The sequence below is a fragment of the Photorhabdus akhurstii genome (assembly GCF_018448925.1).
Classification (GTDB): Bacteria; Pseudomonadota; Gammaproteobacteria; order Enterobacterales; family Enterobacteriaceae; genus Photorhabdus; species Photorhabdus akhurstii.
Genome location: NZ_RCWE01000006.1, coordinates 118,946 through 144,030, shown reverse-complemented (window position 1 = coordinate 144,030; position 25,085 = coordinate 118,946). Strand labels below are relative to the sequence as shown.

The window sequence follows — 25,085 nt, the reverse complement described above, 5'->3', positions numbered from 1 at the left end:
TATTTCCAGACACTACGCCTCCTAGGCTTTAAGGGGCATAGTTAAAATGAGTGCATTACTTCCAGGTTGGAAAAGTAAAACGGCTTTATTTTTATCAGCTCAAACCATTTCTCTACTGGGGTCTTCCATTGTCCAGTTCTCTATCGTCTGGTATATCACCTTAAATACGTCATCGGGAGAAATGTTGGCTATTTCGGTACTCTGTGCATTTCTTCCTCAGGTATTGATCTCCTTATTTGCTGGTGTCTGGGCGGATACTTATAGCCGTAAGTTGCTCAGTATTGCCTCTGATGCAGCAATTGCATTAGTCACTCTTGGTTTAGCTATCTCTTTTATGCTCGGATTTAAGAGCATTGAGTTGTTATTTGTCGCGTTGATTGTCCGCTCATTCGGGACGGGCATCCAGATGCCGGCTGTTAGTGCTATTATTCCGCAACTTGTGCCGAAAGAGAAATTATTGCGGGTCAATGGTATTAATACGTCTCTGACTTCACTGATGATGTTGGCATCTCCTGCTATTGGCGGCTTTTTATATTCTCAAACTTCAATTGAAAATATTTTTTTGGTGGACGTAACGACTGCCATTATCGGCATCAGTATTGTTGCGTTTATTCCTATTCCTAAAATTGCTTCTGATTCCATACCGGATAATAAATTTCAGGCGATTTTAGCGGGCTTCCGTTATCTGCAAGAGAATAAATTGATCAGAAATCTTTTGATTTTTCTGATTTGTGTCTGCTTTCTGATTAGTCCGGCTGCATTTTTGACGCCTTTATTAGTTAATCGGACATTTGGAGAAGAGCCGTGGCGTTTAGCCGTTAATGAAATGACATTTAGTGCTGGCGCGGTTTTGGGGGGATTGCTGATCTCTTTCTGGAGTGAATATAAAAATAAAATGCGTATAACGGCGGTAGCTTGCGCATTTTTTGGTATATTTATGGTCGCTCTTGGTAATGCCTATTGGTTCCCACTTTATCTCGTACTCAATGTCTTTTTAGGTGTGGTAACACCTTGTTTTAACGCACCGATAACAGCGGTTTTTCAGGAAAGAATAGAACCTGAAATGATGGGTAGGGTATTTAGTTTAGTTCAAATTGCTCTGTCCTGCTCTCTGCCATTGGGTATGGTGCTGTTTGGTCCAATTGCTGACTATATTAGTATTCAATCTCTTTTAATGATATCTGGCGGGTTGATATTACTGACTGGCGCACTGTTTTTTATGTTTAACGGAGAAGACAGCCGAGAAAGTAGCAGAGCAATTTAATCAGGCTTAATGTTGCCAGTTATGCGATAAGCGCAGCGCCGTGAATTGGTGAGCATATACTCCACGCGTTCTACCTGAGCCTGGAGTATATCCCGAAATACGTTGAGTTCAGCGCGGCAAAAGCCTTGGCAAGCGGTGGCGGCAGCACAAATTGGGCAATGATTTTCTACCAGCAAAATGGCGCCATCTTCGGTAGATGACCACTGAGCCATGTAACCTTCACGGCATCGTATGGCAACCAGCCGTTCGACTCGCTCTTGTAGACTGGCTGCGCCATTCATTGCTTGCTGATAATTGATACGGGTTTCCTGCTCGCGGGTATCAATTAATAGATCTACTGCTTTCTCACCTAACTGTTTGCGAATAGTGTCGAGTAATTGTACCGTCAATTCAGCATGTGCATCTGGGAAATGATTATGACCTGCGGCTGTCAGGTGCCAAAGTTGTATTGGACGACCAACGCCTCGTGCTTCTGCAATAGCTTCCACTAGCCCTTCCTTAGCTAACTTCACAAATTGTTGCCGGGCAGCTTCCCCGGTTGTGCCTAGTATTTTTCCGGCGTCGGAAGCTTGTTGAGGACCACGGGTTTTCAATAACATCAGTAACCTTTCACCTACTGATTGGGTTATATTTGTGCTATTTTCAAAGCTTTTTCTTGACATAATCCCTTTCCTCACCTTAATTTATTCCAAGATAATTCTTGTTTAATTTAACGTAAGACTCATATTAACTCAATGCTAATGCAGGATAATGACTGTGATAACAAATGATGAAAGCCGCTGGAGCGATTTGTTCTCCGGTAAAAATGCGGCCAGCGCCTTGGTTTTATCGCTAGGCGTTGCGTTACATGCGATTAATATCTTAATTGCCACCACTATCTTACCTTCGGTTGTACAGGATATTGGGGGCTTGAACCTTTATGCTTGGAATACGACTTTGTTCGTCGTTGCTTCTATTATTGGTTCAGTATTATCTGCATGTCTGCTTAATGCACAGGGGGCACGTAATGCCTATCTGGTTGCTGCGTTGCTGTTCTTCTTTGGCAGCTTGTTATGTGCACTTGCCCCAACAATGGCGGTGATGCTTATTGGGCGAACTGTTCAAGGCTTTGGCGGTGGACTGCTGTTTGCACTCTCCTATGCCATGATCAATCTGGTATTTGAACAGGCGCTTTGGCCGCGGGCGATGGCTCTGATATCCGGTATGTGGGGAGTTGCGACGTTAGTTGGCCCTGCTGTAGGTGGTGTTTTTGCTGAGATGCATGCCTGGCGTTATGCTTTTGGCATCATGCTGCCAATAATGTTGCTGTATGCGGTTTTCACTTGTTTAACTTTGCCAAAAGGTAAACTTCAGGAGCGGAATAAAACAGCGTTACCGTTGGTACAGCTAGTTTTATTGGCAGGAGCTGTATTGATGGTTTCTGCTGGTAGTGTATCCGAAAGTGTGAAGCTGAATTTTGCAGGCATTATGCTGGCATTAGTATTAATAATATTGCTAATTTGTCATGAACGGCGTTCTGTCATACGCCTATTGCCTCATGGCGCATTGCATTGGGGATCACCTCATGCTGTGTTATTTGCCACAATTTCATTATTGGTGGTCGGCATGACTAGCGAAGTGTTTGTTCCGTATTTCCTGCAAATATTGCATGGTCAGTCACCGCTAATTTCTGGTTATATGGCTGCGGCAATGGCAGCCGGTTGGACAATTGCGGAGATAATCAGCGCCGGTTGGCGTGGAGCGGGTATTCGCCGGGCAATTATCATTGGGCCGATATTGGTATTAATCGGTATGCTGATATTGTCATTGATATTATCACAGCCCTCAGTTGGACATTGGCAAGTGATGACACCCATTGTGATTGCACTGACTTTGGTGGGATTTGGTATCGGTTTTGGCTGGCCCCATTTGCTCACTCGCATATTGCAGGTCTCGTCAGATAGAGATAAAGATATTGCTGGCGCTTCAATTACAACTGTGCAGCTATTCGCTACTGCTTTTGGAGCTGCGTTGGCGGGAATGGTGGTGAACCTTTCAGGATTTAATGAACCGGGCGGTGTAATGGGGACAGCTTCCGCTGCATACTGGTTATTCCTGCTATTTGCTATTGCACCCTTGCTGGCGCTGTTTACCGCGTGGAGAGCGGCGAAGATTAGGTTGGTGGCTGAGTAGTTCTGTTTTATGGTGTGAGGGATGGATTATGATATCGACGCTTGTTGATAACACGTCGATATTTTTTGCCTTTTCGACGCACGATTTCCATATGTCGACATGATCGACATATCGCCAAAACGTGTCGAAATTTTTCGATTTTATCGACATGAGATCTTCACGTGTCGATGCCGTCAACATATACTCGCAACGTGTCGAAAAAAATAGGAAATATAAACATGACATGGCAGCCCGATGCGCCTTTTAATGCTATTCCCTTATTGCCGCCAGCCATAAAGGTGATGGAGTCCATTGCGGTACTAAAAGCCTGTATACCTGCCAGAGCTGCACTGGCTGCGCTTAAGCAAGCTGGTGAATTGTTGCCTAATCAGGGGTTACTCATTAACTTGTTGCCATTGCTGGAAGCAAAAGACAGCTCAGAAATCGAAAATATTGTTACTACTTCAGACAAACTGTTCCAATATGCACAAGAAGACAGTCTGGCTGATCCTGCAACGAAAGAAGCACTACGCTACCGCACCGCACTTTATGAAGGGTTTATACAATTAACTCGGCGGCCATTATGCACCAATACAGCTATTGAAGTTTGTAGCCGACTAAAAGCTGTTGATATGAATATTCGCAAAGTTCCCGGTACAACGCTTAGTAATCAGGCAACGGGTGAAATTATTTATACACCGCCAGAAGGGGAATCTCAGATACGTGATTTACTCAGCAATTGGGAACAATTTCTTCATGCAGAAGATGGAATCGATCCATTAATCAAAATGGCCATTGCTCACTACCAGTTTGAAGCTATTCATCCGTTTACTGATGGTAATGGACGTACTGGCCGTATCATTAATATTCTCTATCTTATTGAACAACAGCTTTTGACGCTGCCAATTCTCTATTTAAGTCGTTACATCGTACAACATAAGAGTGATTATTATCGGTTGCTCACTCAAGTCACTGCCGCTGGTAAATGGGAAGAGTGGGTCATCTATATGTTAACCGCAGTAGAGCAAACCGCTAAATGGACTACGGATAAAATTGCTGCGGTAAGAGAACTGATTGAACATACCAGCGAGTATATCAAACAAAGCCTACCTAAGATTTACAGCCATGAGCTGGTGCAGGTGATATTTGAACAACCTTATTGCCGTATTACCAATTTGGTTGAATGTGATATTGCTAAACGTCAAACTGCTTCCGTCTATTTAAAACAGTTGGTCGACATCGGGGTATTACAAGAGAAAGTTGTTGGTAAAGAGAAACTGTTTATCCATCCAAAGTTGATGCGTTTGATGACGCAAGACAACAATGGTTTTACGCATTATGTAAATGGCTAATAGAGGAGGATTAGACTAATAAGTACAATTTTTAATAACGTTTCATTGCTCAATCACTCAATTAAAGCCCATCAACCGTTAGCTGGGAGTTGAAAAGAAATCAGGAAGTAAAAGAATATTGCTCGGAACAGGATCATCTTTTCTGAACTGCATCCAAAAGATGCACATATTCATAATGTTTTTACTACTTAGTACCATGGAAAAATAAAACTGAGGCAGTTGAAATTCAAATACTCCAGTTTTGATAACAATCAAGGCTTAGTAGCTAATAGTTCATAATTTAGTAGTTTTCTGGGCGTAAAACTCTGACAGTCCCAACTAGGCACTTTAAATTCACTATTGTCATATTTTTTTAATAATATTTGAAGATCTTCTTTTCTATCGATACCAAGTAGTATTTTTGCTCTATTAAAATATTTTTTCGATACAGATCTAGAAAACACTTCGAATGCGCTTTCGAAATGTCCAAGATACAATAATAATTCAGGATACCAATTTCTATCGTATATGCTTTCAGATTGAAGATCATCTCTAATAAATGCAATAAAATCAGCTTGCATTAACTGTCTGAATTCAATGCCAATACCAGAGCATCGTTCCTTTAAAATGTCAGCCCGTATAGATAATCTACGTAATCCTAACCGTTGATTCCTATGTCTAAGAGAATCCAGATGCTCCCTGAAAACACTAAAAGTTGATAACTTATTTTTTTCAGAGAATCCATTTTCTGCAATAAAATATTGTTGTTCCAATAAAACATTGGCAACAGAGAATTTTTCATATTTTATAAATATTGCAAGACAATAGATAAAAAGTTCATGAATGATAAATTTGAAATTATCAAAATCGTACTTTGTACATTGATTCATATTTTCTGGCCTTTTTTTGTAATAAATTAGGCTTTCAAAAAATCGATGTATTCTTAACGAAAACTGTTCTGTAGCAGAATACTGAGCTATACATATAAACAACTGAATAATTTCATTGCGATAAGGTTTAAATGATTCGATGTTGTTAATTAGATGTCCGTCGTAGTCACCTTCATAATCGGATATTCTAAAGCGTTCTAAGTTAGAGGAAAAATATGAGCAATATTCATCAAATGCACCATACGCGTAAGATCTATCATTTCTTATTGCATCGATACATCGTTTATATAATGCCGTAGTTCCTAAACTAATTTGAGGCTCATCAGAAAGAAAATTGGGTTTCTTGCCTAGTTCAGGTTTTACATATAGCGGTTTATCAAATACCCATCGAAGTAACTTTTCGAAATTTTCAACATATCGATCTGGTTTACTTAAATCGATATACATTCTTGAACTATAGTAGACTGGTAGATATGGCTTTCCATTGCAATCTTTTTCTGGTGGTAAGACGGCAACAAATTTTTCTTGCTTTTGTTTCTCATATACCTCTTTAGAAATAATTTGTGTTTCAGTACCTACGCCACCTGAACGTCCGTTCGCTTTCTCTGCATAAAACTTATCCGATATAATGGCAACTTTATTGACTTCAGGATTTGTTACCATTTGCTCCATGAATGAAATGGTGTCATGACCTTCTTTTAGATCCCATTTATCTAAAATGACATCAACCCCAGATTCCCGTAGTTCTGTAGCGAGATCCATGACCCATTGTTCGTGATCAATACTCGACCAACTATATGAAATAAATAGTTTCGGTGCACTCATTGAAGTTATACCTCATTGATAGACAATAGGTATATAGTATTACGTTTGTTTCAGTTTAGCTATGTGGAATCTACTATCTTATAAATTAATGACTTGGATTCACATAATAAGTGCAACATCGTTAATCCGGAAGTAAACATGTTCGTATTCCTTTAAATAATTCATTCGGTGTTTTCCCTCCCCGTGTTTTTCGGGGGCGATTATTTAATCGGTTTACCACAAAATTTATTTCCTGATCAGAGACTTCATTAAAATCCGTTCCCTTTGGAAAGTATTGTCTGATGAGTCCATTGATATTCTCATTTATCCCTCTTTCCCAAGGCGAGTAAGGGTGAGCAAAATAAATTTGGGTTTCTAATTTTTTACTCATGATTTCATGCTCTGCGAATTCCAAACCGTTATCGAATGTGATGGTCTTAACCCTTTGTTTTAACGGGTATAATACTTTCACTACCGCTTTTGCGACTTCTCATGCCCGCTTGCTATCAAGTTTAACAATTATGGTATACAACGTTTTGCGGTCAACCAGGGTTAATAAGACACTTTTTTTATCTTTCCCCATTATCGTATCACCTTCCCAGTCGCCAATACGTTCTTTTTTATCAACGAATTCCGGGCGCTCATCAATACTGACTCGATTTTTAATTTTGCCTCTTTTTTCATAGCGACCATAGCGTTTACGATAGGGTTTTCTGGCAATTCGCAGATGTTGCCATAAGTCACCCCCCTCTATTTTATCTTGATAAATCAGCCTATAAATCGTCTCATGATGCAAAAATATCCCTTTATGCCGCTTCAAATAATCAACCACCTGTTCAGGACTTAAATCTTGCCAAATTAACCGTTTTATCCATTTTTTGACTTCCGGCGTTATTTTTACGGCTTTTTTAGCAAAATGACGACGAGCTAATCCCTTCAAATGAGCCTGTTCAGGGCAATAGGTTTGAACTTCTTGATTTCTCTTCAATTCTCTGCTGATGGTCGACGGGCTTCGATTAAGTGACTCAGCAATGAAACGCTGTGAAAAACCTGCTTTTTTTAAACTGGAAATCTGGTATCTTTCTGTTTCGGTCAGTTGTATATAGGTCATTGTGCATTTTCCTGTGGTGGGAAAGATGCCTACTATAGCAACTGACCGCCCTTCTGAAAAATTGCACTTATTAGTAGTCGAATCCGCCATGTATTATTTACATGATAGCTTGCTTTATCGGCATCACATTATACTTCACCACGCTCCAGCGATACCAACAGCGCCACCCATTGTTCCAGGGCTGCTTTACGTTCCTTGAAGTATTCATAACGGTTATAGATACCTTCAACACCTTTGATACGGTGGCTTAAGCAACGTTCAGCGACCACGGTCAACTCCTAATGCGGCCAAATGTGAGCGTCCTGTGCGGCGGAAATCATGGATAGTAAAGTTTGGTACGTCAGGGCGATTACCGCGCACTTTGGATAGTGTTCGGGGAGAGTGCTTTCCTGAATATGGGGGATCATCTTGTGTTGCATCTTACGCGCTGGTAAAACCCACTGGCTATTGAGGGACATTTGGCGTAGTTCTAAAAGTCATTCAACGGTTACGGCTGGCAAGGGAATATCAATAGCATCGCCATTTTTTACCCGTTCAGCGGGTAAAAAATGGCAGTATCTAAATCAAATTCAGCCCACAGAGCGCCGCGCAACTCCATTTTCCTACAGCAGAGTGCAAGCAGTAGCTTCATTGTCAGCTCGTTTTGACGGGAAAACCCTTTAGTAATATGCATGGCCTGAATGGTCAACCAGTGCTCACGGGATTTTTCTTTACTGCCTGCGTCCGCAATCTCAAAAGCAGTTGTTGGATTGGTTTCTAGCATATGGCGTTTGATGCCGTAGTTGAAAATGCGTTGTGTCCAACGAAGGACATCGTTGGCAACTGTAGGGGCATTACGAGCAATAATCTTCTGGAGTATTTCGTCAACATGATGGAGGACGAATGTCCTCAACTTTAAGATGTCGAATGTTGGGGTTGATATCTTTTTCTATTCGGCGGCGTAGGATATCGGGATGTTTCCAGTTACCTAATATCTGACTCTAAAAGTACTCTTGTGCCAGCTTGGATACCTTTAACGCATTCTTTTCTTCTTCTATTTTTTTGATGGCTTCAGTTTTGTGCTCCTGCTTTTTGCCCGCCACGTCATAACTTAATGCAACTCGGGCTGAAAGTGCTTTAGCAGTTTCGTGCGTTTTAGCGAGTGAAAGTTCAGCATAGGTGCCAATTACCATTGCTCGCTGTTTACCAACAAACCGACAGCGAAAACACCAGAATGGGATGGTATAGTTCTTGGGAAAGCATAAATACAAGCTATTGCCATCAGAACGGCTATCAAATCGTTCCCCTGATTTTATCCATGCTTTGCTCTGTATATCCGTTAATTTCGCCATACTTCACCCCAATAATATCTTTGCTGTGTACATAATCCATGTGTACATAAAACTCATTATGTAACAGTAAACATGCTCTGTAGTGATATTGTATGAGACTTTGTGGTATTAAAAGAGTCCGCAATTACGCGGACTTAGTGGTGATGGTAAGATGTTGTGAGAAGTTATGCAACGCTATTCAATATTCTGAATCTGCTCCCTCATCTGCTCAATTAATACCTTCAATTCAATAGCGGAGTTAGTGATATCGGCATTGATGGATTTAGAGGCAAGCGTATTAGATTCGCGGTTGAATTCCTGCATCATAAAATCCAGACGGCGGCCGACGGCTTCTTTTTTCTTCAGGATATTACGGGTTTCTTTGACGTGGGCATCGAGGCGATCTAACTCTTCTGCCACATCAAGACGTTGGGCCAATAAAACCAACTCTTGCTCAAGGCGGTTATTTTCAAGCTGTACCTGTGCTTCTTCCAGTTTGGTTTGCAGGCGTTCCCGTTGCCATTGCATGATTTCAGGCATTTGTTGGCGAACTTTACTGACTTCTTCGGTTACTGCGTCCAAACGTTGTTCAATCATCATCTTGAGTGCATTGCCTTCGGCTTCACGGCTTTGAATAAAGGCATCCAGTGCTGTATCCAGTTCTTGCAATAATTGAGTGCTGATAGCATCCAGGTCTTGCTCTTCTGCTGCCATAACGCCAGGCCAACGTAGAATATCAACAGGGTTGATTTCACCTTCGTTGCTCTGCTGTTTGACCCAGTTCGCTGCATTGACTAGTTGCTTTGCTAAGGTTTCATTCAGAATAAGTTCGCCTTGAGCGCGTGAATCTAGTTCAAAACGCAGGTTGCACTCAACTTTTCCACGAGTCAGACGGGAACGAATACGTTCACGGATCACTGGCTCCAAACTTCTGAATTGTTCTGGTAGGCGAATATAAGTTTCTAAATAACGCTGATTAACGGAGCGTAGTTCCCAGGCCGCATTTCCCCATTCACTTTTGATATCTCGCCGTGCAAAAGCCGTCATACTACGGATCATGATTCGTTCCCATTTAAACAAAAGATTAAGAGATTATAACGCTCGTTGTAGATGCAGGATAGGCATTAGCCCGGTTAGGCCGTATAATGCGCCCCCAATAATGATCTAACAACGGAGATAACACTATGCGCCCAACAGGAAGAGCGGCAGAACAAGTGCGTCCTATCACTATAACCCGTCATTATACTAAGCACGCTGAAGGCTCGGTTCTAGTAGAGTTTGGCGAGACGAAAGTGTTATGTAATGCGTCCGTTGAAGAAGGGGTTCCGCGTTTCTTGAAAGGTCAGGGGCAAGGTTGGGTTACCGCTGAATATGGCATGTTACCGCGTTCTACTCATACCCGAAATGCTCGTGAAGCGGCTAAAGGCAAACAGGGCGGACGTACGATGGAAATCCAACGTTTAATTGCCCGTTCGTTGCGCGCCGCGGTTGATCTGAAAAAACTGGGCGAACACACCATTACGCTAGATTGTGATGTTATTCAGGCTGATGGCGGTACTCGTACAGCTTCTATTACGGGTGCTTGTGTCGCGTTAGCTGATGCGTTGAATAAAATGGTTGAAGCAGGCAAGCTGAAAGAGAGTCCTCTGAAATCAATGGTTGCCGCAGTCTCTGTTGGCATTGTGGATGGCGAAGGCCGTTGTGATCTGGAATATGTGGAAGATTCCGCCGCTGAAACTGATATGAATGTCGTGATGATGGAAGATGGTCGGATGATTGAAGTGCAAGGCACTGCGGAAGGCGAGCCATTTAGTCATGATGAGTTGTTATCCTTATTGGCCCTTGCCAAGGGAGGATTAGAGGATATTTTTGCAGCTCAGAGAAATGCATTAAAATAATAAGTTGATAAAGGCGACGGAGTAGTCGCCTTTTTTGTGCCTGTTGTATGGCGATAACTTTGACTAAAAGAGAGGAGAGGCACCAATGAAAGCCTATCAGCGCGAATTTATCGAGCTTGCGCTAAAAAAACAGGTACTGAAATTTGGGGAATTTACCCTGAAATCAGGACGTAAAAGCCCGTATTTTTTTAATGCCGGGCTGTTTAATACTGGGCGTGATTTGGCGTTAATCGGGCGTTTTTATGCAGCAGCATTGTTGGATAGCGGTATTCAGTGCGATTTGTTATTCGGACCCGCTTACAAGGGTATTCCAATTGCAACGACAACGGCAGTTGCACTGGCAGAGCATCATGATATTGATATGCCATATTGTTTTAACCGTAAGGAAGCTAAAGATCATGGCGAAGGCGGTACTTTGGTTGGTAGCTCACTTAAAGGCAATGTTGTTCTGGTTGATGATGTTATTACCGCAGGCACAGCTATCCGTGAATCTATGGAGATTATCAAGCAGCATAATGCGACACTTGCCGGCGTGATGATTTGTCTTGATCGTCAGGAGCGTGGGAATGGTGAAATCTCGGCAATTCAGGAAGTGGAAAGAGATTATGGTTGCAAAGTGTTTTCTATCATTACCTTAAATGATTTGATTAATTATTTGAGTGGTCAGCCAGAGATGAAAGATCATCTGGATGCAGTAAAAGCCTATCGTGCGCAGTACGGTATCTGATAGATAAGCTTTAAAAAAAGCCCTCGCCCAATAACGGGCGGGGTGAGTAGTAGAACAACTTATTGTAACTGAGCCAATAATAATGGCCAGCGCGCTTCAAATTCCTGCGTTGGACGATAGTGGAACTCAGAGCGTACAAAACGTGATAGCATCCCTTCACAAAACGCGAGTAACTGAGAAGCTAATAGCGACTCATCATAACTGAAACCTTGCCCATCACGTAATTTTTTCTCTTTTAAAACTTGACGGATCTGTACTTCAATTCGTTCAAATAACTGATTTATGCGCCCTTGCAGCCGATTTTGTTCAAACATTAGAGCATGACCGGTCATGATGCGGGTCAAACCGGGATTTTTTTCTGAAAAACCTAGAATCAGGATTAATATCAGGCGAATACGAGTCGTGGTATCTTTTTCGTCTTGCAGAATCAGGTTAATCCGTGAAATTAATGAGTCTTCAATGAACTCGATCAAACTGTCAAACATCCGGGTTTTACTAGGAAAATGCCGGTATAGGGCAGCTTCGGAAACGCCTACGTTGGCGGCCAGTTTGGCGGTAGTGATTCGATGACTACCATCACTGGATTGCAACATATGCGCCAGCGCCTGTAAGATTTCCTCGCGCCTGTTTCTTTTCTTTGTATTTTCGTTTTCTGCCATGTCTGACAAGACCTTTGTTAAGAACAGCAAAACAAATAGATCAGTAATTCTCCGCTCAACGGCATGTTGAGCAAAGAATATGATAATAGGTTAAATGGTATTAGGTTTTACGGGGACTTATTGGCGACCGGAATGACCAAAACCACCACTGCCTCTTTCGCTGGCTTCAAAATCTTCTACCAGATTGAATTCAGCCTGGACGACGGGTACAAAAACCATTTGAGCGATACGTTCGCCTGGCTGGATGGTGAAAGTTTTATCACCACGATTCCAGACGGAGACCATTAGTTGACCTTGGTAATCAGAATCGATCAAACCCACCAGATTACCCAGAACGACGCCATGCTTATGTCCAAGGCCGGAGCGGGGCAGAATAACGGCTGCCAATTGTTCATCGCCAATATGAATAGCAAGCCCGGTTGGAAGCAGTTCTGTTTGGCCTGGAGCCAATTCTACCGCATTATCCAGGCAAGCCCGCAAATCTAAACCTGCGGAGCCGGGTGTTGCGTAAGTTGGCAAAGGAAATTCTTTCCCGATACGTGGGTCAAGAATTTTAACGTCGATTTTTTTCATCATAGCGTCTGACTATCTCGTCTAATAAATGGTGGCTAAGTAATAACTTATTACTATGAGGTAAGCGGATTTCTCCCTCATGCCAGAACAAATGTAATGCATTAGTATCACTGTTAAAGCCGTGGCCGATAAGGGATACATCATTTGCACAAATCAGATCCAAATGTTTTTGGTTCAGTTTTTTTCGTGCGTATTCTTCCACATTCTGGGTTTCAGCCGCAAATCCAACCACAAAAGGGCGGTTTTCTTGCATTGCGGCTACATTGGCAACAATATCCGGGTTTTTGATCAGGGTAAAAGTGATCTCATCACTCTGTTTTTTAATTTTTTCTGCGGCAATCTGTTTAGCGCGATAGTCTGCAACCGCAGCACAACCAATGAAGATATGCTGTGAATCTGCTACTGCCTGTACTTGTTCATTCATTTCCAGTGCGCTGGTAACGTCGATTCGTTTGACTCCTGGTGGTGTCGGTAAATTAACGGGGCCTGTGATAAGGGTGACTTCTGCACCACGTGTTGCCGCAGCCTGAGCGATAGCAAACCCCATTTTGCCGGAGCTGTGATTGCTGATAAAGCGAACGGGGTCCAATGCTTCCCGGGTTGGTCCAGCGGTAATAGCAAGCTTTAGGTGAGCTAAGTCTTGGCTGGATTGAAAATGTTGTTCAGCGAGTTCAACAATCGCTGTAGGGTTTAACATTCTGCCGGGACCAACATCACCACAAGCTTGGCTGCCGTTATCCGGTCCCCACAGAAGAACCCCCCGTTCTTCAAGAAGCTTGAGATTATATTGTGTTGCCTGAGCTCGAAACATCTGTTGATTCATTGCGGGCACTGCGGCAATTGGGGCTGAGGAGGCTAGGCAGACAGTGGTTATGAGATCATTCGCCATACCGACTACCAGGCGCGCCAGTAAATCAGCAGTAGCAGGGGCGAGAATAATTAGATCGGCCCATTTGCCAAGTTCAATATGCCCCATAGCCGCTTCTGCTGCCGGATCTAACAAGTCATTAGAAACAGGATAACCAGAAACTGCCTGCAACGTCATTGGTGTAATAAACGCTTTTGCTGCTGGTGTCATCACTACACGTACTTGTGCGCCGCGATCACGCAGGCGACGTACCAGCTCGGGAGTTTTGTAAGCGGCTATCCCTCCGCTGATACCGAGCACAATCTGTTTGCCGGAAAGTCCTGCCATCATGAGTGTCCGAATATTAAGTTGCAAGGGGACAAGATTTTATCACAAGAGATTACAGAGTTGAGCAGAGTCTGAACTTTGATTGTAAAAAAGGATAAATTTGCGAGCGGCTACGCAGCTCCTAAATATGATATTCGCCCTGATGTTTAAGGCATGGAATACTGTTTGTATCAGGTAAAACAGAGCAGGGAGATGAATATATGGAATTTAATGTTGCTGAAAATACAGGAGAAATATATTCAAATTTAGCTCCCAGAGAAAAGTTGTTGGCTTATGGTTCGGTTTCTCTGACAGATGCTGAGTTACTGGCTATTTTTTTACGTACCGGGACCAGAGGACTTCCTGTTTTACGAATGGCTGAATTTCTATTGAAAGAATTTGGGTCTTTGTACCATTTACTCTCTGCTGATTATGACACTTTTTGTTCTCATAAAGGAATGGGATTAGCCAAGTATGCACAATTACAGGCTATTGCAGAACTGGCAAAACGTTTTTTTTCCAGCCAGTTCATGCATGAAGATATTATGAGTAGTCCAAGTGTGACTCAAGAGTATTTGCAAAATCTATTATCGGGGCGTGATAGGGAAATATTTGTTGTGTTGTTTCTCAATAACCAAAATAGAGTTATCTGTCATGAGGAGATGTTTAAAGGCACAATCAATAAAGTTGAAGTTCATCCTCGTGAAATTATCCGATCAGCGATAAAGGTGAATGCTTCATCCGTCATTTTGGCTCATAATCATCCATCAGGTCATGCAGAGCCGAGTTTGGCAGATAAGATTGTTACAGATAAAGTGATTGATGCCTGTAATTTGGTTGGTATAAAAGTGCTGGATCATCTGGTTATTGGCCGGCAATGTTGTGTCTCATTTGCGGAGCGAGGATGGATTTAAGCTAACTTTTTCAAGATCCTTGTGGATCTTTGGTTGTGCGGGACTTGAGCGTCAGCGATTGAGGGCGTATACTACGCCACCTTTGAGGATCTTTGGTTTGGCGAGAAGAGCCTATCTCAGCACATTTTCTGAGTAAATGTGAGTCTTTTCAGTAGAATTTGCTGAGATGGGCTCCTAAGCCTGACGAGGCGGCCATACCCAATACAAAGCTCGAGCTGATTTGATTTTTGGAGAATAGACATGTCCCGAGTCTGCCAAGTTACTGGCAAACGCCCGATGAGTGGTAATAACCGCTCTCATGCATTGAATGCGACTAAGCGTCGTTTTCTGCCTAACCTGCATTCCCACCGTTTCTGGGTTGAGTCCGAGAAGCGCTTTGTGACTCTGCGTGTATCTGTTAAAGGTATGCGTGTGATTGATAAGAAGGGTATTGACGCAGTTTTGGCTGAGCTTCGTACCCGCGGTGAGAAGTACTAAGGAGCTGAAAAATGGCTAAAGGTATTCGCGATAAAATTAAGCTAGTTTCTTCGGCTGGTACTGGTCACTTCTATACCACTACGAAGAACAAGCGTACTATGCCTGAGAAACTGGAAATGAAAAAATTTGATCCAGTTGTTCGTCAGCATGTTATGTATAAAGAAGCCAAGATTAAATAAAATTTTGGTTGATTTGATAAAAACCCGGCTTAGGCCGGGTTTTTTGTTGTCATCCTTAAACCACCTCCTAGGGAGGTGGTCTTTTACTGTCTGAAGAGTTTTAACAAATACTCACTGATTCTTCTCTGCATTTCATATATATCCTGTTATTCGTAGACGTAAAATGTTGTTTCGCTATACTAACGCCTTCCGGTAGGCTGGATATGAAACCGAAATGGCTAAAGAAAAACTAAATATTTTACATACAGAATCTTCTTGTGGTTGGGGTGGTCAGGAAATCCGTATCCTGACGGAATCCCAAGGAATGATAAGACGTGGACACAAAGTGGTTATTGTCTGTTGTCCCGGTTCTAATATCTACCGTGAAGCAAAATCTTATGGTGTGCCGGTAGTAGCCCTGCCTATTGAGAAAAAGCGGTTGTCCTGCTTCCTCGCTATGCGTCGTTGGTTGAAAAAAGAAGGTCGTCAATTTGACGTTATTAATACACATAGCTCGACAGATGCATGGTTGGTTGCTGCGGCTTGCACGACGTTAAGGCATATGCCGCCAATGGTCAGAACCAGGCATGTTTCTACCCATGTTTCTAATTCAATATCAACTCGTTGGTTGTATTTGAGAGCGTGCCGACATATTGCGACTACAGGTGAAAAATTACGTCAACATCTGCATGCTAATAATCGTTATCCATTACAGCATATGACATCAGTGCCTACCGGCATCGATTTAGAGCGTTTTCGACCGGAAGATAAGAAAGTTTGCCGTCAGCGGATTGGGATTCAAGATAAACCGACATTAGGTGTCGTTGCGACCATGAGAACTTGGAAAGGGCATCGCTATCTGTTAGAAAGTTGGAAAGTTCTGCACCAGAAATATCCTGATTGGCAACTTTTGTTTGTGGGTGATGGTCCACAACGTAAGTCATTGGAACCATTAGTAAAGCGAGAAGGCTTGTCAAACAGTGTCATTTTTTTAGGCAACCGTCAGGATGTTCCTGATTGTTTGAATGCGATGGATTTATTTGCATTACCTTCTTTTGGTAATGAAGGCGTGCCACAAGGCATTATGCAAGCAATGGCGTGTGGAATACCTGTGGTATCAACCTCTGTTGGTGCAATTGCCGAAGCGGTAATTGATGGTGAAACGGGTTATATCGTGGAACCTAGAAATACAGAGTTATTGACGAAATGTTTAGATTTGTTGATTCATAATAATGAACTGCGCTTGCAATTCGGTCATTCTTCATTAAAGCGGGCAATGGCTTTATTTGGCATAGATAATATGTTGGATAAAATGGAAAATATCTTTTTTCACAGCATTAAAGGTAAGAAACGTTAACATTTTTTAAGATTTATTCTGGTCCTTTTTCTTTGATTTATGGTTTTGGGTAATATCAACTTATTGATATTAAATTACTTTAAGGTTGATTATTAGTTAAATCACTCTGTTGCGATCAATTGTATACAAGATGGTTTTTTTGTATATTTTGTTGAATTTTATAGCGGATTAATCAGATAATTGTCTTATGCAGATCAAGAATATTCTGGTCATTATTATAGCTCGTTTCGGTGATACCTTACTGGTAACGCCGGTAATCCGTGCTTTAAAACAGAAATGGCCTGGTGCGAATATTGATGTTATGGCTCATAAAAGGACTAAACAGATCCTTGAAAATATAAATGATATCAATAAATTGACTGCTTTTTCGAAAGGTAAGGCAAAATGGTGTGGTTGGTTTACCTGTAAACATTATGACTTGGCTTTAGTCTATAGTGACGATAAACCTTTATTACAGTATGCAAAACGTAAATCGTGCTTAACAGTTTCGTTTTCAGATAAGTCCACGTTGCAATCTGATTGGCTAACTGTGGAAAAGCCAAAGGTGCTGATGCCAGCTCAACAGGAACGGGCCATGCTTGCTGGTGCGGTAGATGTTGAGGTAAGTGACTGGCGGTTGAATTATTGTGTGAGTGAAAAGGAGTTACGTTTTGCTGATGGTTTTATGCGGCAGTATCATTTAGAGAATAAACTCCTGATTGGTTTTCAGTTACAAAGCTTCCCGGCAAAAGCTTATCGTGATTGGCCGGTTGAACATTTTTACCAATTAGCGCAACACATTTATAGCCGTTATCCCCAGTCGCATATTATGCTATTAGGCAGTACTGACGGTAAAATTGCTGCACAGTCACTGGCAAAAAGATTAGGGGCTGAAAAGTGTACTTCATTGGTTGGTAGACTAACAATGCGACAGAATGCAGCAATAATGAGTAGACTTGATTTGTATGTTGGTGTTGATACAGGGCCGACACACTTAGCTGGTGCATTGGGTATCCCGATGGTTGCTATGTATCATAGTTTTCATCCAGGCCGTTTTTTAGCGCCTCAACAGCATTCACATTTGGCGGTTATTGAACATCCGGTTCACTATATGCAAGCCACCCGCAAAGACTCGATGTCTGCAATATCTGTTGAACAAGTCTGGCAGGCAACGCAAAAGTTACTAGAAACTACGTCGTCAGGAAGAAAAGATGAAAATAGGTTTAGTTGATGTCACTGTAACTATGTCTTACGGTGGTATTCAGACGGCAGTCTGGGAACTTGCGAAAGCGTTGACTGATGCCGGGCATGAGATCCATATTTTTGGCGGCAAGGGTGATGTCCAGCCAGAGCTCAATGGAAGAGCAATCCAAGTTCATACTTTTCCATTTATTCCCAGAGAGAAAGTAATTAATATTGGTCGACGTTTCCAGCGTATTATTGAACGCTACTCATTTGCTCGCCATGCTTGCGATATGGTTGTTGCTGGAGATTTTGACTGGGTTATTCTGACTAAGCCATTTGATTTTTTCTGGCCTCGAATGATGCCAAAAGAGAGTCGCACTAAATTTTGCTATATGAGCGGCGGCACCAGTTTTTTCAAGGGCGACAGAAAGCTGAGTAAGCGAATTTCAGCTTGGGTGGCATGCAGCCATTTTAATGCCTGGCAGATTCAGCACCATTTTAAACAATTTCCGAAGGTGATTTACAATGGTGTTGATATTAATAAATTCAGGCCGATAGACTCTTCTGTCAGAACTCGTCTTGGGATCAGCGATAAAACATTTTTGCTGACCTTTGCTGGGCGGTTGGTTGGCTGGAAAGGCATACATGTGGCTATTGATGCAATGGCTCAACTACAGGATAAAGACGTTAAATTGCTGATTATCGGATCAGGTGAAGATCTGAAACGCTTGGAAAAGCGGGTTGCAGCACTGCGGCTGGAAAAACAGGTCATCTTCCATCCACCTGTAGGGCACGATCAGTTGCCTGAATATTATGCTGCTGGTGATGCGGGGATTTTCCCCAGTATTGGTGACGAAGCGTTTGGGATTACGATTGCGGAAGCGATGGCGTGTGGCAGGCCGGTTATTGCCAGTTATATCGGAGGCATACCGGAAGTTGTCGGTAATGAAAGTAATTCAGGTATTTTGGTTACGCCAGGAGATGTTTCAGCAATTGTCGATGCGGTTAATTTTTTATTGTCTCAACCAGACAGGAGGCAAAAAATGGGAAAAGCGGCTCGTCAACGGATTGAAACAATGTATACCTGGGAGCATTCAGCAAATCGTTTACTAAAAGCGATAAATAATGAAAATTGCCTATATTGATCCCTATCCGGTTCCTGATTATCGGGTGGCATCACTGCAAATTTTGCAGAATGTTGATGCATTTGCTCGCCAGGGAGCTTGCGTATATCTGGTTACACCGGAAGGTAAAAATACCGCAGAAGAGATACTGGGGCGTTCATTATCACCATCAGCTAAGTTGATATCTTTACGCAATATTCGGCGTAAATGGTATTTTCCATTCAATACCCAAAAAATGTTCTATTTCCAGGTTTCCCATTGGTTGAAGAGAAATGAGGTAGATGCCGTTTTTACCCGTAATCTGAAAATGGCAAAGTATTTATTATGTGAACATCCAGAAATTCCGCTGTTTTTTGAGAGTCATGAGATTTTTGCCCAATCATTTAAAGAATCTCATGATTTAAGTAAAAATAAAAATCAGCGTAAGTATCAGAAGCTGAGAGAAATCGAGCACTTTGTTTATCGTCAGTCCAGGATTGTTTTCGCTCTGACGTCGTTACTCCGTGATGATATTATTAGTGAATACAATGTCAGCATACCAATAGTTGTTGCGCCGGATGGTGTGGATCTGCGGGCAGTCGAATCGGTGTCATTAGATAAACGTATATCAGACGACGGTGAATTACCAACCCAGATCCTTTATTTGGGCAGTTTGCATCATTGGAAAGGTGTTCCTACGGCGATCAAAGCGATGGCTTACCTTGAGAATGCAATATTGAATATTGCTGGTGGCGAACCAGAGCAAATTCAGCAATTACGACAGATTGCTCAGCAAATGGGGGTTGGCGATAAAATCAATTTTCTTGGATTTATTCAACCTAAATTACGTTTTCAGATAATTGCAGATAATGATATTTGTCTGTTGCCATTAACTAAAACTAGCATTGGCAGTCGCTATACTTCGCCACTGAAACTATTTGAATATATGGCGATGGATAAGCCGGTGGTTATCTCCGATTTTCCTTCGATTCGTGATGTGGTTGATGAAAATGCGGTCAGTTTTGCTGACAGTGAGAATGCGGAGAGTTTTGCTCAGCAGATTCAGTTAATAAGAGATAATCCAGAGAAAGTTAAGTCACAAGTCAGTTATGCGAAAATGTTGGTGACAGTGCGTTTTAATTGGGAACAGCGAGCGAAGCTTATTATGCAGACAATATCAAGGGATATTTCTGCATAATAATCGGTTTGATAGTATAGCCGTGAGATCTGGTTAATCGTTTTTCTGCTGATATAGAGCAATCATCAGACCGAATAGAATACCTATCTCATTGATATAGGTATTTTCAAAGGCTCCTCGGACGATAAATAATCCGATAAATCCCGTCAGTAGAATAATACTGGCCTGCTTTATTACGCCATTGTTACGGCTAATAATATGGCTACCCGTGTATAGCGCTGAAAAGGTCATCAGCAAAGTGGTAATCAAACCAATGATTCCACCGGCAAACCAGAGTGCCAGAAAGATATTATGGGGGCCGATAGATGTGCGATATATCCAGTCTGGATAGTCAACAGCTCGTTCATTGTAGACCTTGTGATAGACTTTATTGCCAAAACCGTAGCCTTTAATCGGGTTTTCTAGAATCAACTCCAAAGCAGCCCCTTGTGTGCCATTTTTATAACGATGGCTGCTATCAGTTTGAGTCAGCTTCCAAAATAATAATTTAGTATTTTCATTAGCTATGATCGTAGTTTGAGAAAGTACAACTGAAAAACTAAGGATTAAACTCGCTATTATGGTCAGTTTCCATTCACGATTAATGATGATGATAAAAGCAGTGATGACGGCAACGGCGACCCAAGCGCCACGGGCTAAGGTACCTAATAGCAAAAACAGACTGATAGCGGAAGCAACAGCCAGTATTAGCCAACTCACTAAGGTATGTTTCTTCCACAATGCCCAAGTACACAGTAAGATGGGGAAATAGAAAATAAAGCCGTAAGAAAATTCTCGATGGTTGAAGTTGGTAAAAGGCATTTCACCTTTATTGTAGTTAATAATGTATTTACCAATATCAGTGAGGCATATTGCCAGCATACCAATGGCAAATGAGTACAAAATCATCTTGGCAATACTTTCTTTGTTTTCTTTGTACAGGACAATAGGAAAAGTAAAACTGAACAATAACAGCCCATTCAGGATGGGTTTATTCATATCCTTAAAACTCAATGCCAGATCGACGGAAATCGCCACTGAATAGAACATGGCTAAAACGAATAACAAAATGGACAGAAATAGTGAACTGCGCATGGAACGCATCACTTGACGAAAATCTGTCACCAGATAGGTTAGTGCTGTAATGCCAATAAGAGCGATAACCAGGTTTTTATATCTCGTTATATCGGGCAGATAAACAAGGGCTATATAAATCCCAATGATGGATAGATTCCATAATGATCTTTTATCACGACTTTTAATATTAAACATATTCATCAATCTGCTTTCGTTTCTGTTGAGTTTGGTTGGAAATAATACATGAAAAGATTATCTTAATCTGCTCAGATGCAATAGAGTTGAAACAATATACATAGTTAGGAGTTATTACCATGCCAGAACTACCAGAAGTAGAAACCAGCCGGAGAGGAATAGAGCCACATCTGGTAGGGAATGTGATCCAGTATGCGGTAGTCAGGAATGGTCGGTTACGTTGGCCGGTGGCGGAAGAAATTATGAAGTTGAGTGACCGGCTTGTGCTTAGCGTTCAACGCCGGGCCAAATATTTGCTGATTGAATTGGCAAATGGTTGGATTATTGTCCATTTGGGAATGTCGGGCAGCTTGCGTATCTTGCCAGAGGAGCGCCCTGCTGAGAAACACGATCATGTGGATTTAGTGATGGCAGATGGTAAGGTTTTGCGTTATACCGATCCCAGACGATTTGGGGCGTGGTTATGGAGCGATGATCTTGAACGGTGCTCGGTATTGGCTCATTTGGGGCCGGAGCCACTTTCTAATGATTTTAACGGCTCTTATCTTTACACCCAATCAAGTAAGAAAAAAACCTTGATTAAGCCCTGGCTAATGGATAACAAACTGGTTGTTGGAGTCGGTAATATTTATGCAAATGAAGCGTTGTTTACTGCCCATATTCAGCCTGATCGTCCCGCGCAGACTTTAACTGAGCGTGAAGCCAACTTACTGGCGGAAACGATTAAGAAGGTTCTACAACGATCTATTGAGCAGGGTGGTACGACACTCAGAGATTTCCTGCAATCGGATGGTAAACCGGGCTATTTTGCTCAGGAATTGTTTGTTTATGGTAGAGCAGGAGAGCCATGCCGAATTTGTGGTGAAAAAATAGAGAGTATTAAGCTTGGGCAGCGCAGTACTTTCTTTTGCCGTCACTGTCAGTATTAGTTGATATGATATCGGATAGTTAGGGGAGGCGTTGCATAGGGAATATCCGCCTCCAGTGAATAGAGTAAATTACTTGCCCAGCTTTTTTAGCATGGCTTGGGCGATAGGTTCTGGCAGGAATGATGAGATATCGCCATCGTGGAGAGCGACATCTTTAATCAAGGATGAAGAGACAAACGAGAGATTTTGTGATGGCAGCAGAAAAACGCTCTCTAATTCGGGCATAAAGTGGCGGTTCATATTAGCAAGCTGCCATTCATACTCAAAATCAGATACTGAACGAAGGCCACGGATAAGGATATTGGCTTGCTGTTTTTTGGCGAAATTAGCCATCAATTCACAGAAACCTACCACTTCCACATTATCCAGATGTGAGGTCACCTCTTTTGCCAGAGTAATGCGCTCATCCAGAGTAAACATAGGATTCTTTCTGGCACTATTGGCGATAGCAAGTAGAACGTGGTCAAACATATCCGCGGCTCGGGTGACAATATCAATATGACCGTAGGTGACAGGATCAAATGTTCCGGGATAAATGGCTTTGGTTTTCATCAATTTTTACCCTTCTGTTGTCTCTTTTCCCACAACGCGACGTATTTATTAAACGTATATTGAGCATTGACAATAGCCAGTACTAATCCTTGTTTACCATCAAGAAAGCCAGCTCGCAACAACCAGGTTTTAAAAAAAGCCCCAAAAGTGTGACTGAAAATTGAGAAATAACCGCACTGTTTACCTTGTTCATAGCGCTGTTCTGCCCAGGCTTTAGCATAATTTAGTTGTTTTCTCTGAAATTCCATCAGATCACGGCAAGTAAGATGAAGTAAATCCCCTTGCAAAGTGACAACCGGCGAACCATTGGTTTCAAGGGATTCATGAACCTGATTGTTATTGTATTGATAACGGTCACGGGCATAGAGGCGGATGACGCGATCCGGGTACCAGCCACTGTGTTTCATGAAACGGCCAAGAAATAGATTCCGGCGGGCGCAACTGTAGACTTTACTGTTATCAGCATGTGTTAGAGCTTGTTCTATGGATGCTCTGAGTTCTGGTGTTACACGCTCATCAGTATCGATCATAAAAATATAATCGCCAGAGGCATATTGCTGAGCTAGCTGACGCTGACGACCAAACCCGTGCCATTCTGTGTTGGAAAATACTTTTGCACCCATTGCCTGTGCTATCTGGCAAGTATCGTCTGAACTACCAGAATCGAGCACGATGATTTCATCAGCCCAATGGACTGAGGTCAGACAATCTGCTATCAGATCCGCTGAATTCTTGGCGATCATGACAACGGAAAGACGTTTTTTGTCACTCATTCAGTGGCTCCGAGGCGGGAGATAGGGTTCCAGCAGTTTAAGCAGGCGTTGAAGAGCGCCTTGATTTTCATGCAGCACTTCTGCTGCGTGGCGACCATAATACAGGCGATAATCTTCGTCAGTCAGTAAGCTGTTGATCTCGGTGAACAAAGAGTGGCTGTCCGAAACGGTAATCAGACCATTAGCTTGATTCAGCTTGGCGCAGATATCTTTAAAGTTAAAGGTATGTGGACCCATTAGCACCGGAATAGCATGGGCTGCCGCTTCTAGCGGGTTGTGACCGCCACGTTCAACCAGACTGCCGCCAACAAAGGCCAGATCGGCAATACCATAAAGCAGCATCAGTTCACCCATCGTATCGCCGATAACAACCTGAATATTGGCGTCAGGGATTTTATCAGAACTGCGAAGAATATAGCTGAGTCCAGCTTTCTTGGTTAACTCTTCCGCTTTAATAAAACGTTCAGGATGACGAGGAACTAGGATCAATAACAGGCTTGGACACTGTTTCAGTAACTTGCAATGAGCATCTAGAATAATACTCTCTTCCCCATCATGGGTGCTGGTGGCTATCCAGACAGGCCGACGAGCAGCCCATTGGCGCCGTAATGTCACGGCTTTAGCGGCCAATTCAGGCGTTACTGAGATATCGAATTTCAAACTGCCGGTAATAGTCAGTTGAGAGCGTTTTAAACCCAGTTCAATAAAGCGTTCACCATCTTCTGGATTCTGAGCGGCAATCAAGGTAATGCTACGCAAAATTGTTTTTACGAAATTCCCTACTTTTTGGTATCCCGCAGCGGAACGTGCGGACAAACGGGCATTAGCAATGACCAGAGGAATGTTGCGTTGGTGAAGTTGGAAAATCAGATTAGGCCAAAGTTCTGTTTCCATGATAATGACTAACTTTGGATTAACTTGATTGAGGAAGCGCTCCATAGAACCGGGAAGATCGTATGGCAAATAGACATGATTAACATCATTTCCCAGAGCAGAAAGCACCCTTTCTGAGCCTGTTGGCGTCATCGTTGTCACGGTAATGGGTAAAAAAGGGTAGTGATGGCGCAAGGCTCTGACTAAAGGGATTGCGGCCAGCGTCTCACCCACGGAAACGGAATGGAGCAGGATGCCTCCAGCGGCAACTTTACCAGCACAGAAACCATAGCGTTCACCCCAGCGTTGACGGTAAGCCGGGGCTTGGCGACTGCGGAGCAATAAACGCAACCAAATCAGAGGTTGGATAAGGTAGAGAAGTACCTGATATAAACGCAGTAACATTCTATCAAATTCATTTACATAAATTAGCGCCAATAGTAT

Annotated in this window: 23 protein-coding genes and 2 pseudogenes; 13 read left to right on the top strand and 12 right to left on the bottom strand. The window is 42.4% G+C overall.

What is annotated here, in order from left to right; translation table 11 throughout:
* The first annotated feature begins 46 nt into the window (after window positions 1-46).
* A complete protein-coding gene (locus EAE93_RS09945; protein ID WP_036811157.1) occupies window positions 47-1,264 on the top strand; it encodes an MFS transporter in 1,218 nt (405 codons plus the stop codon).
* Here EAE93_RS09945 and EAE93_RS09940 read toward each other — a convergent pair.
* Window positions 1,261-1,926 carry a helix-turn-helix transcriptional regulator gene (locus EAE93_RS09940; protein WP_214039594.1) on the bottom strand — a complete coding sequence of 222 codons (666 nt, stop codon included), beginning with the start codon at window positions 1,924-1,926 and terminating at the stop codon, window positions 1,261-1,263. The genes EAE93_RS09945 and EAE93_RS09940 overlap by 4 nt on opposite strands.
* A gap of 94 nt (window positions 1,927-2,020) precedes the next feature.
* Here EAE93_RS09940 and EAE93_RS09935 point away from each other — a divergent pair, with 94 nt between their 5' ends.
* Window positions 2,021-3,436: an MFS transporter gene (locus tag EAE93_RS09935; RefSeq protein WP_214039593.1), complete on the top strand. Its 1,416-nt coding sequence runs from the start codon at window positions 2,021-2,023 to the stop codon at window positions 3,434-3,436.
* A 218-nt stretch (window positions 3,437-3,654) separates the two neighbouring features.
* Window positions 3,655-4,767 carry a protein adenylyltransferase Fic gene (gene fic / locus EAE93_RS09930; RefSeq protein WP_036811166.1) on the top strand — a complete coding sequence of 371 codons (1,113 nt, stop codon included), beginning with the start codon at window positions 3,655-3,657 and terminating at the stop codon, window positions 4,765-4,767.
* 251 nt (window positions 4,768-5,018) lie between these two features.
* Here fic and EAE93_RS09920 read toward each other — a convergent pair whose 3' ends face one another.
* The 4 genes and pseudogenes from EAE93_RS09920 to EAE93_RS09905 form a co-directional block, all read right to left on the bottom strand.
* On the bottom strand, window positions 5,019-6,461 hold the full coding sequence (locus EAE93_RS09920; RefSeq protein WP_040149810.1) for a toll/interleukin-1 receptor domain-containing protein: 1,443 nt from the start codon (window positions 6,459-6,461) through the stop codon (window positions 5,019-5,021).
* A 121-nt stretch (window positions 6,462-6,582) separates the two neighbouring features.
* Window positions 6,583-7,551, bottom strand: a pseudogene (locus tag EAE93_RS09915) (IS30 family transposase).
* A 97-nt stretch (window positions 7,552-7,648) separates the two neighbouring features.
* Window positions 7,649-8,882, bottom strand: a pseudogene (locus EAE93_RS09910) (tyrosine-type recombinase/integrase).
* 174 nt (window positions 8,883-9,056) lie between these two features.
* Complete coding sequence (locus EAE93_RS09905) at window positions 9,057-9,920, bottom strand: YicC/YloC family endoribonuclease (protein ID WP_040149809.1); 864 nt, start codon at window positions 9,918-9,920, stop codon at window positions 9,057-9,059.
* 125 nt (window positions 9,921-10,045) lie between these two features.
* Between EAE93_RS09905 and rph the strand changes: the two genes are divergently transcribed.
* Both rph and pyrE read left to right on the top strand, forming a co-directional pair.
* Window positions 10,046-10,759: a ribonuclease PH gene (gene rph, locus EAE93_RS09900; protein ID WP_036811175.1), complete on the top strand. Its 714-nt coding sequence runs from the start codon at window positions 10,046-10,048 to the stop codon at window positions 10,757-10,759.
* Between the two features lie 85 nt (window positions 10,760-10,844).
* Complete coding sequence (gene pyrE / locus EAE93_RS09895; protein WP_105397455.1) at window positions 10,845-11,486, top strand: orotate phosphoribosyltransferase; 642 nt, start codon at window positions 10,845-10,847, stop codon at window positions 11,484-11,486.
* A 59-nt stretch (window positions 11,487-11,545) separates the two neighbouring features.
* Here the strand turns inward: pyrE and slmA are convergent, their stop codons facing one another.
* The 3 genes from slmA to coaBC all read right to left on the bottom strand — a co-directional run bounded on the left by slmA (window position 11,546) and on the right by coaBC (window position 13,916).
* Window positions 11,546-12,145, bottom strand: coding sequence for a nucleoid occlusion factor SlmA (slmA, locus tag EAE93_RS09890; RefSeq protein ID WP_036778585.1), 600 nt, complete (start codon window positions 12,143-12,145; stop codon window positions 11,546-11,548).
* Between the two features lie 117 nt (window positions 12,146-12,262).
* The gene (gene dut, locus EAE93_RS09885) at window positions 12,263-12,721 is read right to left on the bottom strand and encodes a dUTP diphosphatase (RefSeq protein WP_036811181.1); all 459 of its coding nucleotides are present in this window, start codon (window positions 12,719-12,721) and stop codon (window positions 12,263-12,265) included.
* Window positions 12,699-13,916, bottom strand: coding sequence for a bifunctional phosphopantothenoylcysteine decarboxylase/phosphopantothenate--cysteine ligase CoaBC (coaBC, locus tag EAE93_RS09880; protein ID WP_214039592.1), 1,218 nt, complete (start codon window positions 13,914-13,916; stop codon window positions 12,699-12,701). The genes dut and coaBC overlap by 23 nt, the downstream gene beginning before the upstream one ends.
* A 197-nt stretch (window positions 13,917-14,113) precedes the next feature.
* Between coaBC and radC the strand changes: the two genes are divergently transcribed.
* From radC to EAE93_RS09845, 7 genes are all read left to right on the top strand, one after another.
* Window positions 14,114-14,806 carry a RadC family protein gene (gene radC / locus EAE93_RS09875; protein WP_046394896.1) on the top strand — a complete coding sequence of 231 codons (693 nt, stop codon included), beginning with the start codon at window positions 14,114-14,116 and terminating at the stop codon, window positions 14,804-14,806.
* Window positions 14,807-15,046: 240 nt separating this feature from the next.
* The gene (gene rpmB, locus EAE93_RS09870) at window positions 15,047-15,283 is read left to right on the top strand and encodes a 50S ribosomal protein L28 (RefSeq protein WP_011148921.1); all 237 of its coding nucleotides are present in this window, start codon (window positions 15,047-15,049) and stop codon (window positions 15,281-15,283) included.
* Between the two features lie 11 nt (window positions 15,284-15,294).
* On the top strand, window positions 15,295-15,462 hold the full coding sequence (gene rpmG / locus EAE93_RS09865) for a 50S ribosomal protein L33 (RefSeq protein WP_010847629.1): 168 nt from the start codon (window positions 15,295-15,297) through the stop codon (window positions 15,460-15,462).
* A gap of 214 nt (window positions 15,463-15,676) precedes the next feature.
* The gene (locus EAE93_RS09860) at window positions 15,677-16,798 is read left to right on the top strand and encodes a glycosyltransferase family 4 protein (protein ID WP_214039591.1); all 1,122 of its coding nucleotides are present in this window, start codon (window positions 15,677-15,679) and stop codon (window positions 16,796-16,798) included.
* Window positions 16,799-16,985: 187 nt separating this feature from the next.
* Complete coding sequence (locus EAE93_RS09855; protein WP_105397458.1) at window positions 16,986-18,008, top strand: glycosyltransferase family 9 protein; 1,023 nt, start codon at window positions 16,986-16,988, stop codon at window positions 18,006-18,008.
* Window positions 17,989-19,107, top strand: coding sequence for a glycosyltransferase family 4 protein (locus EAE93_RS09850; RefSeq protein WP_214039590.1), 1,119 nt, complete (start codon window positions 17,989-17,991; stop codon window positions 19,105-19,107). The genes EAE93_RS09855 and EAE93_RS09850 overlap by 20 nt, the downstream gene beginning before the upstream one ends.
* The gene (locus EAE93_RS09845; protein WP_214039589.1) at window positions 19,088-20,263 is read left to right on the top strand and encodes a glycosyltransferase family 4 protein; all 1,176 of its coding nucleotides are present in this window, start codon (window positions 19,088-19,090) and stop codon (window positions 20,261-20,263) included. The genes EAE93_RS09850 and EAE93_RS09845 overlap by 20 nt, the downstream gene beginning before the upstream one ends.
* Before the next feature lie 33 nt (window positions 20,264-20,296).
* Here the strand turns inward: EAE93_RS09845 and rfaL are convergent, their stop codons facing one another.
* The gene (gene rfaL / locus EAE93_RS09840; protein WP_250150969.1) at window positions 20,297-21,514 is read right to left on the bottom strand and encodes an O-antigen ligase RfaL; all 1,218 of its coding nucleotides are present in this window, start codon (window positions 21,512-21,514) and stop codon (window positions 20,297-20,299) included.
* A gap of 119 nt (window positions 21,515-21,633) precedes the next feature.
* Here rfaL and mutM point away from each other — a divergent pair, with 119 nt between their 5' ends.
* The gene (gene mutM / locus EAE93_RS09835) at window positions 21,634-22,443 is read left to right on the top strand and encodes a bifunctional DNA-formamidopyrimidine glycosylase/DNA-(apurinic or apyrimidinic site) lyase (RefSeq protein ID WP_040149793.1); all 810 of its coding nucleotides are present in this window, start codon (window positions 21,634-21,636) and stop codon (window positions 22,441-22,443) included.
* Between the two features lie 69 nt (window positions 22,444-22,512).
* On the opposite strand, the gene coaD is transcribed toward mutM, so the two are convergent.
* The 3 genes from coaD to waaA are packed head-to-tail and all read right to left on the bottom strand — an operon-like array spanning window position 22,513 to window position 25,046.
* Window positions 22,513-22,995, bottom strand: a complete 483-nt coding sequence (coaD, locus tag EAE93_RS09830) for a pantetheine-phosphate adenylyltransferase (protein WP_214039587.1) — start codon at window positions 22,993-22,995, stop codon at window positions 22,513-22,515.
* Window positions 22,995-23,768, bottom strand: a complete 774-nt coding sequence (locus tag EAE93_RS09825; protein WP_110085727.1) for a glycosyltransferase family 2 protein — start codon at window positions 23,766-23,768, stop codon at window positions 22,995-22,997. Before EAE93_RS09825 ends, coaD begins: the two co-directional genes overlap by 1 nt.
* A complete protein-coding gene (gene waaA / locus EAE93_RS09820) occupies window positions 23,769-25,046 on the bottom strand; it encodes a lipid IV(A) 3-deoxy-D-manno-octulosonic acid transferase (RefSeq protein WP_036811212.1) in 1,278 nt (425 codons plus the stop codon).
* Window positions 25,047-25,085: the final 39 nt, after the last annotated feature.

Excerpts from the sequence above, each read along its gene's own strand:
- pyrE (WP_105397455.1), top strand. The coding sequence starts at position 10,845 with ATGAAAGCCTATCAGCGCGAATTTATCGAGCTTGCGCTAAAAAAACAG.
- EAE93_RS09860 (WP_214039591.1), top strand. The coding sequence starts at position 15,677 with ATGGCTAAAGAAAAACTAAATATTTTACATACAGAATCTTCTTGTGGT.
- EAE93_RS09850 (WP_214039590.1), top strand. The coding sequence starts at position 17,989 with ATGAAAATAGGTTTAGTTGATGTCACTGTAACTATGTCTTACGGTGGT.
- rfaL (WP_250150969.1), bottom strand. The coding sequence starts at position 21,514 with ATGTTTAATATTAAAAGTCGTGATAAAAGATCATTATGGAATCTATCC.
- fic (WP_036811166.1), top strand. The coding sequence starts at position 3,655 with ATGACATGGCAGCCCGATGCGCCTTTTAATGCTATTCCCTTATTGCCG.
- radC (WP_046394896.1), top strand. The coding sequence starts at position 14,114 with ATGGAATTTAATGTTGCTGAAAATACAGGAGAAATATATTCAAATTTA.
- coaBC (WP_214039592.1), bottom strand. The coding sequence starts at position 13,916 with ATGATGGCAGGACTTTCCGGCAAACAGATTGTGCTCGGTATCAGCGGA.
- EAE93_RS09940 (WP_214039594.1), bottom strand. The coding sequence starts at position 1,926 with ATGTCAAGAAAAAGCTTTGAAAATAGCACAAATATAACCCAATCAGTA.
- EAE93_RS09905 (WP_040149809.1), bottom strand. The coding sequence starts at position 9,920 with ATGATCCGTAGTATGACGGCTTTTGCACGGCGAGATATCAAAAGTGAA.
- EAE93_RS09855 (WP_105397458.1), top strand. The coding sequence starts at position 16,986 with ATGCAGATCAAGAATATTCTGGTCATTATTATAGCTCGTTTCGGTGAT.
- EAE93_RS09825 (WP_110085727.1), bottom strand. The coding sequence starts at position 23,768 with ATGAGTGACAAAAAACGTCTTTCCGTTGTCATGATCGCCAAGAATTCA.
- EAE93_RS09945 (WP_036811157.1), top strand. The coding sequence starts at position 47 with ATGAGTGCATTACTTCCAGGTTGGAAAAGTAAAACGGCTTTATTTTTA.
- slmA (WP_036778585.1), bottom strand. The coding sequence starts at position 12,145 with ATGGCAGAAAACGAAAATACAAAGAAAAGAAACAGGCGCGAGGAAATC.
- coaD (WP_214039587.1), bottom strand. The coding sequence starts at position 22,995 with ATGAAAACCAAAGCCATTTATCCCGGAACATTTGATCCTGTCACCTAC.
- EAE93_RS09845 (WP_214039589.1), top strand. The coding sequence starts at position 19,088 with ATGAAAATTGCCTATATTGATCCCTATCCGGTTCCTGATTATCGGGTG.
- rpmB (WP_011148921.1), top strand. The coding sequence starts at position 15,047 with ATGTCCCGAGTCTGCCAAGTTACTGGCAAACGCCCGATGAGTGGTAAT.
- waaA (WP_036811212.1), bottom strand. The coding sequence starts at position 25,046 with ATGTTACTGCGTTTATATCAGGTACTTCTCTACCTTATCCAACCTCTG.
- dut (WP_036811181.1), bottom strand. The coding sequence starts at position 12,721 with ATGATGAAAAAAATCGACGTTAAAATTCTTGACCCACGTATCGGGAAA.
- EAE93_RS09920 (WP_040149810.1), bottom strand. The coding sequence starts at position 6,461 with ATGAGTGCACCGAAACTATTTATTTCATATAGTTGGTCGAGTATTGAT.
- rpmG (WP_010847629.1), top strand. The coding sequence starts at position 15,295 with ATGGCTAAAGGTATTCGCGATAAAATTAAGCTAGTTTCTTCGGCTGGT.
- mutM (WP_040149793.1), top strand. The coding sequence starts at position 21,634 with ATGCCAGAACTACCAGAAGTAGAAACCAGCCGGAGAGGAATAGAGCCA.
- rph (WP_036811175.1), top strand. The coding sequence starts at position 10,046 with ATGCGCCCAACAGGAAGAGCGGCAGAACAAGTGCGTCCTATCACTATA.